Genomic DNA, 13,697 nt, shown 5'->3' with positions numbered 1-13,697 from the left:
TCAAAACGTGCAAAGATGACATTGGAAGTGGTTTTGCGCTCAAAAACACCTACCTGTGGACCAGAACCTACTCCATAAACCCGGCGGGCGATGTCGATGAACTTGTTCAAGGTATCTTTCCGGATGCCCAAGCGGAGTTCGTCATCCGCCGATTGGATGTCGGCATTGTTAACGGGCTCTTTTTGATCCTGACGGTCAAAAGCAACAAAAAAATGTAGTTTGTCCTTAATGATGGGCCCGCCCAAGCTCAAGCCCCATTGGTTGGTCGTAAAATCGATGTTTCGTTTTACGCCACGAATGTCGTACTGGCTAGAAAATTCATCGGCACGATTGTAGAAAAACAAGGTTCCTTTCAACTCATTGGTACCGTTTTTTGTCACTGCATTGACCGCACCACCGCCTTGACGACCTTGTGAAACGTCGTAATCGTTGGTGGATACCTGGAATTCGCGGATGGCTTCTTGTGAAATCTGTTGTGGGCCACCACCACTGGAACCTGCCCAAAGTGGACTACGGAAATTACCTCCATCAATGGTGATATTGGTTGAACCAGAGCGATGTCCGCCCAGGTTTGCCGCACCATTTCCTTGTAGCGGCGAAAGGGCTACCAAACCACTAAAGTTTCGGCCTTCCAAAGGCAAGGCTTTGATTTGGTTGGAAGAAACTGCCGTACCTGCACCAAAGCTATTGACATCGTCAATCAGTTTGTTGGCTGTAATTTCCACTGTACTCAATTCAGTAGTTTGTTCCTGCATTTTTACATTGACTTGTACGACGTCGCCCTGGTTGAGGGTGTATCCTTTGAGCTGTTGGTCGGCATACCCCGTATAAGAGATGCTGATGGTGTAAGGACCACCCAGGGGCAATTGCAACAGTTGGTACCGGCCATCCAATTGGGTAGTAGTACCGGTGTAAAAGCCAGTAGATTCGTTGCGAACCTGAACGGTAGCCCCGATTAAAACTTCTCCTTTTGCATCGGAGACCAATCCTTTGAATGAGGCATTGGTGGCCTGACTCCACAATAGGCATGGCAAGGCCAGGAACAGTGCAAGCACTGCCCCAAGGCAGGTGTAATAACGATTCATGTTTGGGTATTGAGTGAATGTAATAATTCTGCGAACGAAAGTAAAAGCCTTAGATTAAGTCCGGTTAAGGTGTAGTTTAAAGAAATAACAACATTTGGGCGGGCAGATTAAATTTCTTGTCGGTGGTGAAAAAGCGCTGTTTTTGTTTTATCCTTCACCTTTTTATACCTTCGCCTCCAGCAAATATTCAATTTACCAATGGCCAAGCCAAGCTGGATCAATTATACTTTAAGGCGGATTTCCCGGTTTTTCGCTGCGGATAAACAGTCTGGTGCTTCAAATGCCAAGGCTGCTTTGAATAAATCAACCCATGTCTATGCTGAAAAAAATGGTCAGTCTTTGGCGTTGGATATTTACCAATTGGAAGATGAACTCCTTAAACCTGACCGCACTGCTGTGCTGTATTTCCACGGCGGCGGCTTTTCGGAAGGCAGCCGCAGCGAAATTCGCTATGTACAATTTGCCGAAAAGTTAGCCCGCCTTGGGCTCATTGCCATTCCTTGTTCTTACCACCTGAGTATGCGGGGCCGCTCGATGAGCTGTGACCAGCAACAATCCATTAAAATTGCCGCCTTTCGCAGCGCAGCAGAAGATGTATGGGCTGCTACCCGTTTTGTGCTGCAAAATGCTGAAGCCTGGGGCATTCACCCGGAGCGGATCATTCTGGCTGGCAGCAGTGCAGGGGCAGAAGCCGTGGTCAATGCTGCATATTGGCAAGAAGGTGCGCTGGGGGTGGAGCAACGTGGGGTGCCGCCTGGGTTTCGCTATGCTGGATTATTGAGTATGGCTGGGGCCTTGCTGGACATCAACTGGATTACTGCCGAAAATGCCCTTCCCTCCTTGCTATTTCATGGTGAAACCGACCCTTTGGTGCCTTATGGCACGGCCTCTCATCACCTGTGTAAGCCAGATCAACCGGGGTACTTGCCCCTTTTTGGAGCAGGTGCCATTGCTCAGCGGCTAAAAGCACTCAACAAACCTTACATCTTGGTGAGTGGAACCGAAGGTGGTCATGGCTGGGCAGATAAACCCATGTTTGAACACCTCGACACCATTGCCGATTTTATGGGTAGAACCGAAAACCTAAATACCTTTCGGCAAATTGAGGAGCGCTGGAAATGGAGCAAAAAAATTTAAACCCCTGCCATCACTACCTTTGGCCAAACTTTTCTACATTTATTGTTTAGAATGACGCAAAACACCTGATTGTATGAAATGCGCTTATCTTTTGCTTGGATTGGGGCTTTTGTTCGTTTTGGCTTGCCAACCCGCGGGTAAAAAACCTCAGGCAGAAGCACTCAATGATGGAAAACAACAAGCAGGTGGAGATTTTTTGCTGGTGCCTGGTCAACGCATTGGGCCTTTGTACGCTGCACATAGCCTGGAAAATGATTTGGTACAAACCTTTGGTGTGCAAAATGTAAAACGTCAGGAAATCTACCTGGGGGAAGGTGCTACAGCGCCAGGTTTTGTTATTTTTGGAGATACCCGCAATGCCGTTGAAGTGTATTACGACACCAGCATCGTGAAGGATCGCCCGGCCTTGTTGCGCATCTCTGAAGAAGGAACCGATTGGAAATCTCCCGAAGGCATAACCATCGGCACAACCCTGGAAGAACTAGTGAAAATAAATGGCAAACCCGTAACTTTTTGGGGCTTCGGTTGGGACTACGGTGGAGCAATCAGCAATTGGAATGGTGGAAAAATTGATGCTGGTTTGATGCTGGTTTTAAATGATAGCCGGAAGAGACCCCAGAATCCTTACTTGGTGAGAAAGAAATTCTATCTACGGACACTGGAGTTGACCTCAAACGGATCAAGGTAGTAAGAATCAATGTGCGACTTTAGCGCTAAGTATTCGCGCTTAGAACAGGAAATATGAAGATAAGATGTCTAATTGTCGATGATGAACCATTGGCCCTGGATGTATTGAGTTCCTACATCAATCGCATCGATGGGCTGGATTTGATCGGGCGTTGTGAGAATGCTCTGCAGGCTTTTGCCCTCATGCAGGAGCAAACGGTTGACCTGTTGTTTTTGGACATTCAAATGCCGAAACTGGATGGTATTGAATTTCTAAAAACCCTGCAACAAAGACCCAAAATTATCTTCACCACGGCTTACCGCGATTATGCCATCGAAGCCTTTGAAATGGACGCGGTGGACTATTTGTTGAAGCCCATTCCCTTTAGTCGCTTCCTGAAAGCCTTGAGTAAGGCCTATTCGCAGTTTCAACAGACTGCCAATAGTGCCAGTGAAACACCCAGTGCGTCCGGCCTAGGTTCATCCATCATCATTGCTCCTGGTATTTCCAATATTCCAGCCATCAGTGATGAAAGTATGCCCATGCAAACTGCGGATAGCATCATCGTTCGGGCGGATAAAAAAATGATCAAGGTGCCGCTGGAGGATATCCAGTACATTGAAAGCCTGAAAGACTACGTGATCATCCATGTGGGGGGGCGCCGGATCGTGACCAAGCAGAAAATCAGTTATTTGGAGCAAAAATTGCCCGACGGAAAATTTTTACGCATCCACCGTTCCTTTTTGGTTGCATTGAATAAAATACAGGCCTTTTCGCCCAATCATGTAGAAATCAATAGCCAGGAATTGCCCATTGGGCGGAGTTACAAGAGTGAGGTGGCGAAAGTGTTAGGATTTGTATAGCTCTACCTTACTTTTCCTTTGACTTGTTCAGTTTGCAGGGCCTGAAGTATTTGTTCCGGGCTTGTGCTACTTTCCAAAACTTGTTCCATCAGGATCAACTGCACAAAATGGCGCTCCGCATTGAACATGCTGGTGTAGGCATCATTGAAATAAAAAAGGGAATAATCAAAATTGGAACACAACAACAATTGATATTGGCTGGTGCGCGGGTCAAATACCAGAATGTAGTGCCCATCTTCTTCCTGGGTCGCTCCTCCATATACCATCAAAGGATAGTCAAAAAAAGGCAGCGAGGGGTAACCGAATAAATTGGCTTCAAACAGGGGATAAAACTTGAGGGGCAAATTTAGCCGCATTTTTTGCGCTGCCTGGCGCAAAACCTCCAATTTGACCCGCATGCGGTAAATCGGAAGTTCTTCTTTGGTAAAATGGGCGTAAGGCAACCAGTCTCCTGATCGCAAGTCGTAATAATCCACTGGTCCGATGCGCAACTTGTATTCAAAACGGTCATAGCCTGGCACCACATACCCTGGATAGAAGTATTTGAAACCCTGAATTTTTCCGTATTCTACCTCCATGAGCATGGTGTACAGGCCCAGGCTAAAGGGTTTGTAATCGGGGTCATAAAAACCCAGAATACTGGCTATACTGTCTTCCCCCAAATCGAAATAACTTACGGCAATCAACTTGTCACCATCATACACCGTAAACTCATAGGTATTGTACACGTTGAAATGATCGCCATCTTGTAAAGAGTCCAGGATAGAAGGCGCAATCATGCCCGGAAAAATGGCCCGGTAGCGTTGGTAGAGGTTTTCGCGGGGCACATCGATCACCGCTTTGCCAAAATGAAACTGAAAGCGCTCGTTGTTGCGCTTGATGACCTTGCGCAGGCTCTTGCTGAACTGGTGCGCTTGCAAATCGAGTCGTACCCAAATGGCTGAGTAAAAGGTTTCGCCAAAACACAAAAAATGGGTCGTAAAAATCGTTTGCCCCATCCGATACCAACCATTGGCCAGATAGTCATCCAATTCCTTCCCCTTAATGCGCTCCGGATAGTGTTTTACTGCAAACATAAGGTGTGCAACATCCGAAAAAAAAATCAATGCGCAAAGTATTGGGGGAGGATTTAGGAATTTAAAGCAAGGCCGAAGATTTAAGCTCGCTTTTTATTTTTTTGATTTTACCGCCAAATTCGGATACGGCAACACACACTTTTCCCCACTCAACCAATACCCCACCAAGGCTCGGTTGTATGTAATTTCCGCAATATGCCAGGTCGTAAAATGTTGAAAAACCGATTGCATCAGGGGTTGAATGGTGACCACTGCATCCCCGGTATAGTTGGCATGGATGAGGTACAATTCACCTTCTTTTTTCAATAAATAACCTACATGGCTTTCGTCCAAACCAATGAAGTACAAACCTTCTTTCAATGCTTCGTTGATGGTTTTTGCCCTGGCACCTGCCGGGAAACCTGCAAAAGTCCAAAATTTCTGATTTAGGCTCAGCGCAATGCACTCATCTCGCGGGCCTTGTTGTGCCAGTTTGTAACGATCCAGCATAATCCCCGCATGGAGTAAGGTTGTAGAAACAAAGTAGCCACAGGCAATTTTCCCTTGCCTTGGCGTATCGGTATAGCCGTTAAAATCCCAGAGCGTGCCGTACCAATGGGGAATGATACCAGTCAATAATCCTTCAGTAAATAAGGCCCCAGCTTGGGTACTGTCAATCGCACCACTGGCCAGTTGCTGGCGTGCCTTATTGCGCAAAGCCAACATTTGGACCTTTGCTTCTGCGTAGCTCTGTGTACTGGATACCAAGAGGGAAAGCGGGACTTTTTTAGAGGCGTATTGAAAGGGTTGGGGGTGCCGAGGGCCTTGATTGGTGCAAGACAAGAAGAGTAGAACTAGCAAGGGTAGGATTACATTTTTGAGGCTCATTGTGTATGCTTATTTAGCATTTTATTTCTTTTTCAACTTAAAAAAAATTACGCATCCAACTATCCCAACAAAAACAGCCCCCAAATCAACAACTGCGCCACGATCCCCATCACCGCCGTCACCGGCGTATACAACTTGAACAACACATCTGTGCGCAAATTTGAAAACGTTGAAATCACCCAAAAATAGGCGTCGTTGGCATGCGAAATCACCATGGAACCTGCCCCCAGCGAAAGCACCGCCAAAGTTCGCCCCCATTCACTATCCAAACCCAGCCCTGGCAATAGTGGTGCCACAATACTCGCCGCCGTGATCGCCGCCACCGTAGAGGAACCCTGTGCCGTTTTTAAAACCAAGGCTACCAAAAATGGAAAAAATAAGCCCAAATGCCATTGCTCTATACTCGCAGCCAAGGCAGTACTCAAATCAGCTGCTTTGAGCATGGCCCCAAAAGTACCGCCACCTGCAATAATCGCCAGGATTGGCCCTGCTTTTTCTACCCCTTCGCCAAACCATTTTTGAATCGACTTGCGGTCATTCGCTCTGGGCAACAACAATACCGCCAGCCCAATCGCACACAACAAAGCAATAATCGGATCGCCAATCAAACTTAGGAATTTCAGCCAGCCACTTTTGGGGGCATCCGCTGGAATTCCCAAAAAGGCCAATGACTTGAGTCCAATCAAAAAGATGGGCAATGCCACGGGCAAAAAAGAGCGCCATACCGCTGGCAAGGGCCGCGATTCTGTGGCGATTGGATCTGAATCAATAGAAGATTCTTCCCCTGCCACCTTTGGCCCAAAACGCAGGGCCCAAAAATAGCCCAGCAGTGTCAGTGGAATAGAAATGCCAATGCCCAACAACATGACCATACCCAAATCGGCGCCCAGAGTCCCCCCTGCCGCTGCGATACCCGGATGAGGAGGTACCAAACAATGCACCCCGTATAAGGAAGTGGCCAGGCACATGGTCATCAGGGGCATTCCAAAGCTAGTCCTTCGAACCAGCGATTGTTTCAAACCATTGAGAATGATGAAGCCGGAATCACAAAAGATGGGCAAACCCACCAAAAAACCGGTGATCGAAAGCGCTGCGGGCGCCCGGTTTTCACCCACTTTTCCAAGGATGTAATTCGCCATGCGCAAGGTAGCGCCACTGCGCTCCAATAAAACGCCTAGTACCGTGCCCAGAATGATGACCAGCCCGATTTTTTTCATGGTTTCGCCAAAACCATCTTTGAGGGTATCTACAATTTTGTCCAGCGGCATCCCCGAAACCAATCCCAGGAGTAACGCGATCAAAAACAACACCAAAAAGGGGTTCATCCGCCAACGAGCAGTACACCACACAATTAGTCCCACACTACCAAACAACAAGCTGAACATCCAAAGCGTAGACATAAGCATTTTTTTACTAAAAGAAGCGAAGTGTTCAAAAATAATTCGATTTTCGACTAAAAAATCAAAATAATTTTCCTCTCGAACTTCCTCGTTTCAAATGAATCTCTATTTTTACTTCAATAATACAACCCACTTTGGAAACCACCAATACAAACGATTACCAACCAGATGAAATAGACCATTTGATTTTGCAAACCCTGCAATATGATGGTCGAAAATCTTTTTCCGATCTGGCAAAAGAACTGGGCATGGCCGTCAGCACCATCTCCAAACGCTACATGAACCTGGTCGACTGCGGCATCCTCACCATCATTGGGCGTGTTGAACCCGAACGGATTGGTCTCAATGCCTATGCCTCCATCAATGTGCAGGTGGATACCGTAGCCAATGTTGAACGGGTCGCTCAGGAATTGATGGCTCTACCAGAGGTCAGCTTTTTAGCATTACGGACCGGCGATTTCCAATTGGAAATCAACGTCATGTGCCGCGACAATTCCCACCTCATGGAAATCCTGCGCAACAACATGGACAAAATCAACCATGTGCGCAAATACGAAATCAACATGTACCTCAAGGTCTATAAATGGGGGAGAATGGGTGTGGGTGTGAATGTGTGAAAGTGTGGGCAAGAATAGGTGTGAGTTAGAGTGTGAAGGTGTGGGTGTGGTGGCCTTCCACCGCCCAAGAGATATCGCCAACCCACGAGATAGGGTGTGGGTGTGAATGTGTGAAAGTGTGGGTGTGTTGGCCTTTCATTCCTTCAAGAGATACCGCCAACCCACGGATTTATCCGTGGGAGGCCACAAAACCGCCCCAACCCATGGCTTTAGCCGTGGGGGTTTGGGAGAAAAACAAACCAATGCCAAAATTCTTCAAATCCCTCAACCCCTACACCCAAGAAATCGTAGGAGAATACATGGAAGCCAGTGCCATCCAAATCGAAGTCAAACTCGAATGGGCACAAATGGCTCAACGTGACTGGGCCGCCCGCAGCTTCAGCGAACGTGCCACCTGCTTCGAGCACCTGGCCCAATACCTACGCGAGCACAAAGCCGAACTGGCCCTGCTCATGACCCAGGAAATGGGCAAAATTTTGTCAGAAGCTCTCGGGGAAATTGAAAAATGTGCGGCACAGTGCATTCATTACGCTCAATATGCTGAGTCTTTGCTGCAGGCACAAAACATCCCTACCGATGCCCGAGAAAGTGGGATTAGTTACGAACCCGTTGGCATCGTTCTGGCCATCATGCCCTGGAATTTCCCCTTTTGGCAGGTTTTCCGCTATGCCGCTCCTGCGCTGATGGCAGGCAATGTCACGCTACTCAAACACGCTCCGAATGTGTTTGGCTGCGCAGTGGCCATCGAAACTGCATTCCGGGCGGCTGGTTTTCCGGAAGGCGTTTTTCAAACTTTGATTGCCGATGTTGATGCAATCCAAAACCTGGTGGCCGACGACCGCATTGGCATGATCACCCTCACCGGGAGTGAACGAGCGGGTTCATCTTTGGCGTCATTGGCAGGTAGCCACATCAAAAAAACAGTTTTGGAACTCGGAGGCAACGACGCCTTGATTGTGTTGCCCGATGCCGATTTGGACAAAGCTGCTGCTGCTGCAGTACAATCCCGGATGATGAATGCCGGGCAGGTGTGCATCGCCGCCAAACGTTTTTTGGTGCATCAGGACGTAAAAGCCTCCTTTACGGGAAAAGTACTACATCTGATTCAAAATCTTAAACAAGGCGATCCACTCGATCCAGCCACTCAGCTTGGACCTTTGGCCCGTCTGGATTTGGCCGAAACCCTGGAGCGCCAACTGCAAAAAGCAATAGCCCAAGGCGCAACTTTACTTTACGGCGGCCAACGCAACGGCTGTAACTTTCAGCCCACTTTGCTCGATAACATTCTACCTGATTCTGTGGCTTTCCGAGAAGAAACCTTTGGGCCCTTGGCTGCAATTACCACCATCTCTTCTGAGGAGGAGGCGATCAAACTGGCCAATCAATCCCGCTATGGCTTGAGTGCTGCAATCTGGACCCAGGATTTGGACAAGGCCAAAACCCTGGCCCGTCAGCTGGAAGTGGGTAGTGTTTTTGTCAACGCTGTAGTGCGCTCCGACTCCCGTTTGCCCATTGGTGGAGTGAAAAAATCGGGCTATGGCCGGGAGTTGTCGGAGGCGGGAATTAAGGATTTTTGTGTGGTAAAAACGCATTACATTAATGGTTGAGAAGGTTGAGGCTGCCGCAGCGATCCGGTCACTGAGCGTAGTCGAAGTGCAAGGATCGCTGCGGCAGCCTCAACTCCTCAACTTTCCAATACTAGTCCAAATGACATCCAAAGAATTAATGGAGCGCCGCAATCGGGTACTGCCGAAGGCGATGTACACAACATCTACCCTTAATGCGGTGTCAGCCAAAGGTGCTACTTTCATCGATGCTGAGGGAAAAACCTATATTGATTTCAGTGGAGGCATCGGCGTGCTCAATGCGGGGCATTGCCCTACCCCGGTCAGCCGGGCCATTGCCAAACAGGCCCAAACCCTGATGCATACTTTTTTTAATGTCCTGACCCACGAGCCTTACGTGTTGTTGGCGGAAAAACTGGTAGAAATACTGCCGCATGGTGATGCCACCAAGGTCATGTTTGTGAGTACGGGGGCTGAAGCGGTGGAAAATGCCGTAAAAATTGCCCGGCAGGCTACCGGGCGGCAAGGCATCATTTGTTACACGGGAGGGTTTCATGGTCGTACGCTCATGGGCATGAGTTTGACTTCCAAGGTGAGCTACAAAACGGGTTGCGGACCCTTTGCCCCTGAGGTATATCGCCTGCCTTTCCCGGATTATTACCACAATGGGCATGGGCAAAAGTTTGATGCTTTTGTAGAACAGGAGTTGGAGAACTTCAAAAAATACCTGAGCACCGTAGTCGCCCCAGAAAACCTAGCTGCTGTAATTGTGGAGCCAGTTCAAGGTGAGGGTGGTTTTTATGTGATGCCGCCACGGTATTTGCAAGGCTTACGCGAACTCTGTACCCAACATGGCATCCTACTCATCCTGGACGAAGTCCAATCAGGCTTTGGGCGCACGGGCAAATGGGCTGCTTACGAGCACTACGGGGTTATTCCTGACATTTCTACCTGGGCCAAATCACTGGGGTCGGGCATCCCCATTGCAGCAGTGATGGGTAAAGCGGAGGTGATGGACAAAGCCCTGCCTGGTACCCTTGGCGGTACCTACGCGGGAAACCCGGTGGCTTGCGCCGGAGCATTGGCGACCATAGAATACATGCAACAAATCGACATCAATCGCAAAGGAGAACAAGTGGGGAAAACGCTACTGAACTTTTTTACCAAACTAAAAAAAGAATGCCCGGCTATCGGTGACGTACGGGGCTTGGGAGCAATGGTGGCCATTGAGTTGGTCAAAGATCAGAATCCCAATTTACCGGATGCAGATATGACCAAAAATCTGGTTGCAGCCTGTGCAGCCCGTGGCCTCTTTTTGATCAGTGCAGGGGTGTACGGCAACGTCATTCGGGTGCTTTGCCCTTTGGTGATCAGCCAGCCCATGTTGAAGCAGGGTTTGGAAATCATGCGGGAAGAGTTGTTAAAACTAAGTTAGGCCATGCAAAAGAACTACATCAACGGCGCCTGGCTCGATGCCTTGAATGGCGGCACCTGGCCAGTTATCAACCCAGCTACCGAACAAACCATCACCACTGTTCCCTTTGGTGGAGTGGCGGATGTTCAGGTGGCCATCGACGCAGCGGTAGCGGCCTTTCCCGCCTGGAAAAATACCAACGCCTGGCAACGAGCCGATATCCTGAAAAAAGTTGCCGACCTGATGCGCACCCGCAGCAAAGAACTGGCCCAATTGACCATCGCCGAAGCGGGCAAACCCATGCCGGAAGCCAACGGCGAATGGGTAGTAGCCGCGCAGTTTTTTGAATGGTATGCCGAAGAGGCCAAACGCAACTACGGGCGGGTCATTCCAGCTAGCCGCAACAACAAACGGATGTCCGTCATTAGTCAACCCATTGGTGTTGTAGGCATTGTAACGGCCTGGAATTTTCCGGTGTGGAACCTCTGCCGGGTTTGGGCGGCTGCACTCGCAGCAGGTTGTACCATTGTGGCCAAGCCCAGCGAATACACACCGCTTACGGCTATGGCCCTGATGGAATTGTTGGTAGAAGCGGGGTTGCCAGCCGGAGTTGCTAATCTGGTATTGGGCGACGCAGCAGCCATAGGTGAAACCTTATTGGCGCGACCAGAGGTACGCAAAATTCACTTTGTGGGCAGTACGCGGGTAGGTAAAATTCTGCTGGAAGGCGCAGCGAAAACCAATACCAAATTGTCGCTGGAACTGGGTGGAAACGCGCCTTGCCTCATTTTTCCAGATGTTAATGTAGAAGCCGTAGCGAAAAGTGCGGCAGTTGCCAAAACCCGCAATTGTGGCCAGGTCTGTGTGTCCCCCCAACGCTTTTTGGTGCACGAGGAGATTTATGCCAGTTTTGTCGAACGAGTCAGCCACTACATGACCCAACTTAAAGTGGGCAATAGCCTGGATGAAGGCACCCAAATTGGTCCCCTGATCAATGCCCGCCAAAGAGAGCAAGTGGAACAAATTGTGAGCAACAGCATTGCCCAAGGTGCACACTTGAATACTGGTGGTCAACGCCCGGCACACTTGAGCAAAGGATACTTTTTTGCCCCAACCGTTTTGTCAGAAATGACCCCCGAGCAAGCTATTTTCCGCAAGGAGGTGTTTGGCCCGGTGATGGGCATCATGCCCTTTGCCAATACCGAGGAGGCTATCGCCCTGGCCAATGACACCGAATATGGTTTGGCCAGTTACCTCTGGACAAACGACCTACGCACCTCCATCAAAGTATCCGAAGCACTGGAATTTGGTATCGTGGGCATTAATGAATGGGCTGCACATGCAACCGAGGCACCTTTTGGTGGTTGGAAACAAAGTGGACTGGGGTACGAATGCGGGGAAGAGGGCTTGCAAGAATATTTGGAAAAAAAATTGGTTAGTGTGGGGGATTTGTGATGATAACCTGAGGTGTAAACTAGATCACCCACAAATCTGCAAATCGAACGCTAAATTGTGCTTTTAGCTGATCATTGATTTTTTTCAATTGAAACAAAGCCTAAACTCAAACCAAAAACGGCCAGATGGATTCACTCCACCTGGCCGTTTTTATAGCTAAACCCTTGGGTCAATTAAGCCCGAGCGTGTTTCCAGGAATACAGGTAAACCGAACCAAAACCAATTGTCATCATCACGTGATATACGATGAAAATGGTTTCACCCCAGTAAGCCGACCACAGCACAGCAATACCGAAGTAAAGTGCCATAAAACCTTCCAGGTAAGTGCCCCAGGTCAGGCTTTTCTTCAGGTACTTATTGTTGGAGAACTGGTCCTTGCCATCTTTGATGTTGAACTTAGGTGTACGGACGAAAGGTGACTTTTTGCCTCTCCAGCCTTCGATTACAGCAATGGTGTTGTGCAATGACAAGCCCATTGACATGGCCAGGAACAGCGGGAAGTGCGTAATGAACCGGAAAACCGCTTTCACCACGGGTAAATGCCGCGCCTTGGATTGAACGTTGGCAATGTAGTACATCAGGGTGATGCTCAACATACCCAGCAGGTATACGGTAAAGAAGTCTTTGTCAAAACCGTGGCGCTTCGCCAAAACGTTTACCAGGTACAAGAGTGGAACACTGGACATGGCCATCACAAATACAAACACGAATACTGTACTTGCCAACAAGTGCAAGGTAGAATTCAGTTTTTGCATCAGGCTCATGTTGGAATTCCAAACGATTGGCAACATTTTGCGCGCAGTTTCTGCACCCCCTTTCATCCAGCGGAACTGTTGCGCCTTGAGGGCGTTCATATCGGCTGGTAATTCGGAAGGCACAGACACGTCTTCCAAGAATTTGATTTTATATCCTTTCAACTGAGAACGGATGCTCAGGTCGAGGTCTTCAGTCAATGTATCAGCTTCCCAACCACCAGCATCTTCGATGGTTTTGCGGCGCCACAAACCAGCAGTACCATTGAACTGCAAGAAGTGTTTGCCTTCCATACGGCCTACTTGCTCAACGGTAAAGTGTACGTTGAGTTGCAGTGCTTGCAGGCGGGTGATCAGCGAATAATCTTCGTTGATGTGTTCCCAACGGGTTTGTACCACGCCTACTTGAGGGTCCTGGAAGTGAGGAACTGTCTTTTTCAGAAAGTCGGGACGAGGCAGGAAGTCTGCGTCAAAAATGGCCATGAACTCACCTTTGGCGAATTCCATACCATCTTTCAGTGCACCGGCTTTGTAGCCTTTGCGCTCTTTCCGGCGAATTTGTTCGATGTTGATTCCTTGAGCCTGGTGGTAGGCTACTCTGGCCCGAACCAACTCCTGAGTTTCATCGGTAGAGTCATCCAGCACGTGAATTTCGAAGCGATCACGTGGATAATCCATTTGTACCATGTTGTCAATCAAGCGCTCTACTACGTACTTTTCGTTGTAAAGTGGCAATTGGATGGTCACAAAAGGGTAGGTTTTTTCGTACTCTTCAGTACTCATCAGGCTGTAATCAGCG

Annotated in this window: 12 protein-coding genes; 7 read left to right on the top strand and 5 right to left on the bottom strand. The window is 48.7% G+C overall.

Annotation, left to right across the window (positions count from 1 at the left end):
- Nucleotides 1–1,085, bottom strand: a 1,085-nt coding sequence (locus SFV55_RS23125) for a carboxypeptidase-like regulatory domain-containing protein (protein WP_320031933.1), incomplete at its 3' end; no start/stop codon positions are given.
- Between the two features lie 198 nt (nucleotides 1,086–1,283).
- On the opposite strand from SFV55_RS23125, the gene SFV55_RS23120 reads away from it, so the two are divergent.
- The 3 genes from SFV55_RS23120 to SFV55_RS23110 all read left to right on the top strand — a co-directional run bounded on the left by SFV55_RS23120 (nucleotide 1,284) and on the right by SFV55_RS23110 (nucleotide 3,752).
- The gene (locus tag SFV55_RS23120) at nucleotides 1,284–2,222 is read left to right on the top strand and encodes an alpha/beta hydrolase (protein ID WP_320031932.1); all 939 of its coding nucleotides are present in this window, start codon (nucleotides 1,284–1,286) and stop codon (nucleotides 2,220–2,222) included.
- A 73-nt stretch (nucleotides 2,223–2,295) separates the two neighbouring features.
- Complete coding sequence (locus SFV55_RS23115) at nucleotides 2,296–2,910, top strand: hypothetical protein (RefSeq protein WP_320031931.1); 615 nt, start codon at nucleotides 2,296–2,298, stop codon at nucleotides 2,908–2,910.
- 53 nt (nucleotides 2,911–2,963) lie between these two features.
- Nucleotides 2,964–3,752, top strand: a complete 789-nt coding sequence (locus SFV55_RS23110) for a LytTR family DNA-binding domain-containing protein (RefSeq protein ID WP_320031930.1) — start codon at nucleotides 2,964–2,966, stop codon at nucleotides 3,750–3,752.
- A 2-nt stretch (nucleotides 3,753–3,754) separates the two neighbouring features.
- Here the strand turns inward: SFV55_RS23110 and SFV55_RS23105 are convergent, their stop codons facing one another.
- The 3 genes from SFV55_RS23105 to SFV55_RS23095 all read right to left on the bottom strand — a co-directional run bounded on the left by SFV55_RS23105 (nucleotide 3,755) and on the right by SFV55_RS23095 (nucleotide 7,095).
- The gene (locus SFV55_RS23105; RefSeq protein WP_320031929.1) at nucleotides 3,755–4,828 is read right to left on the bottom strand and encodes an arginine-tRNA-protein transferase; all 1,074 of its coding nucleotides are present in this window, start codon (nucleotides 4,826–4,828) and stop codon (nucleotides 3,755–3,757) included.
- Nucleotides 4,829–4,921: 93 nt separating this feature from the next.
- Nucleotides 4,922–5,695, bottom strand: a complete 774-nt coding sequence (locus SFV55_RS23100; protein WP_320031928.1) for a hypothetical protein — start codon at nucleotides 5,693–5,695, stop codon at nucleotides 4,922–4,924.
- A gap of 59 nt (nucleotides 5,696–5,754) precedes the next feature.
- A complete protein-coding gene (locus SFV55_RS23095) occupies nucleotides 5,755–7,095 on the bottom strand; it encodes a GntP family permease (protein WP_320031927.1) in 1,341 nt (446 codons plus the stop codon).
- 134 nt (nucleotides 7,096–7,229) lie between these two features.
- On the opposite strand from SFV55_RS23095, the gene SFV55_RS23090 reads away from it, so the two are divergent.
- From SFV55_RS23090 to SFV55_RS23075, 4 genes are all read left to right on the top strand, one after another.
- Entirely contained in the window at nucleotides 7,230–7,712 is a 483-nt protein-coding gene (locus SFV55_RS23090; protein WP_320031926.1) for an Lrp/AsnC family transcriptional regulator, read from the top strand.
- Nucleotides 7,713–7,954: 242 nt separating this feature from the next.
- Nucleotides 7,955–9,319 (top strand): NAD-dependent succinate-semialdehyde dehydrogenase, encoded by a 1,365-nt coding sequence (locus tag SFV55_RS23085; RefSeq protein WP_320031925.1) that lies wholly within the window; start codon nucleotides 7,955–7,957, stop codon nucleotides 9,317–9,319.
- A 100-nt stretch (nucleotides 9,320–9,419) separates the two neighbouring features.
- Complete coding sequence (locus tag SFV55_RS23080) at nucleotides 9,420–10,712, top strand: aspartate aminotransferase family protein (protein ID WP_413776730.1); 1,293 nt, start codon at nucleotides 9,420–9,422, stop codon at nucleotides 10,710–10,712.
- 3 nt (nucleotides 10,713–10,715) lie between these two features.
- Complete coding sequence (locus SFV55_RS23075) at nucleotides 10,716–12,146, top strand: NAD-dependent succinate-semialdehyde dehydrogenase (RefSeq protein ID WP_320031923.1); 1,431 nt, start codon at nucleotides 10,716–10,718, stop codon at nucleotides 12,144–12,146.
- 173 nt (nucleotides 12,147–12,319) lie between these two features.
- Here SFV55_RS23075 and SFV55_RS23070 read toward each other — a convergent pair.
- On the bottom strand, nucleotides 12,320–13,697 hold a 1,378-nt coding region (locus tag SFV55_RS23070), incomplete at its 5' end, for a glycosyltransferase family 2 protein (RefSeq protein ID WP_320031922.1).

Source organism: Haliscomenobacter sp., assembly GCF_033763495.1.
Classification (GTDB): Bacteria; Bacteroidota; Bacteroidia; order Chitinophagales; family Saprospiraceae; genus Haliscomenobacter.
Note: the sequence above shows the minus strand (reverse complement) of the source record. Positions and strands in the feature narration are given on the sequence as shown.

What these genes read in the sequence shown, in the direction of transcription:
- SFV55_RS23120 (WP_320031932.1), top strand. Translation starts at nt 1,284, where the DNA reads ATGGCCAAGCCAAGCTGGATCAATTATACTTTAAGGCGGATTTCCCGG.
- SFV55_RS23115 (WP_320031931.1), top strand. Translation starts at nt 2,296, where the DNA reads ATGAAATGCGCTTATCTTTTGCTTGGATTGGGGCTTTTGTTCGTTTTG.
- SFV55_RS23110 (WP_320031930.1), top strand. Translation starts at nt 2,964, where the DNA reads ATGAAGATAAGATGTCTAATTGTCGATGATGAACCATTGGCCCTGGAT.
- SFV55_RS23105 (WP_320031929.1), bottom strand. Translation starts at nt 4,828, where the DNA reads ATGTTTGCAGTAAAACACTATCCGGAGCGCATTAAGGGGAAGGAATTG.
- SFV55_RS23100 (WP_320031928.1), bottom strand. Translation starts at nt 5,695, where the DNA reads ATGAGCCTCAAAAATGTAATCCTACCCTTGCTAGTTCTACTCTTCTTG.
- SFV55_RS23095 (WP_320031927.1), bottom strand. Translation starts at nt 7,095, where the DNA reads ATGTCTACGCTTTGGATGTTCAGCTTGTTGTTTGGTAGTGTGGGACTA.
- SFV55_RS23085 (WP_320031925.1), top strand. Translation starts at nt 7,955, where the DNA reads ATGCCAAAATTCTTCAAATCCCTCAACCCCTACACCCAAGAAATCGTA.
- SFV55_RS23080 (WP_413776730.1), top strand. Translation starts at nt 9,420, where the DNA reads ATGACATCCAAAGAATTAATGGAGCGCCGCAATCGGGTACTGCCGAAG.
- SFV55_RS23075 (WP_320031923.1), top strand. Translation starts at nt 10,716, where the DNA reads ATGCAAAAGAACTACATCAACGGCGCCTGGCTCGATGCCTTGAATGGC.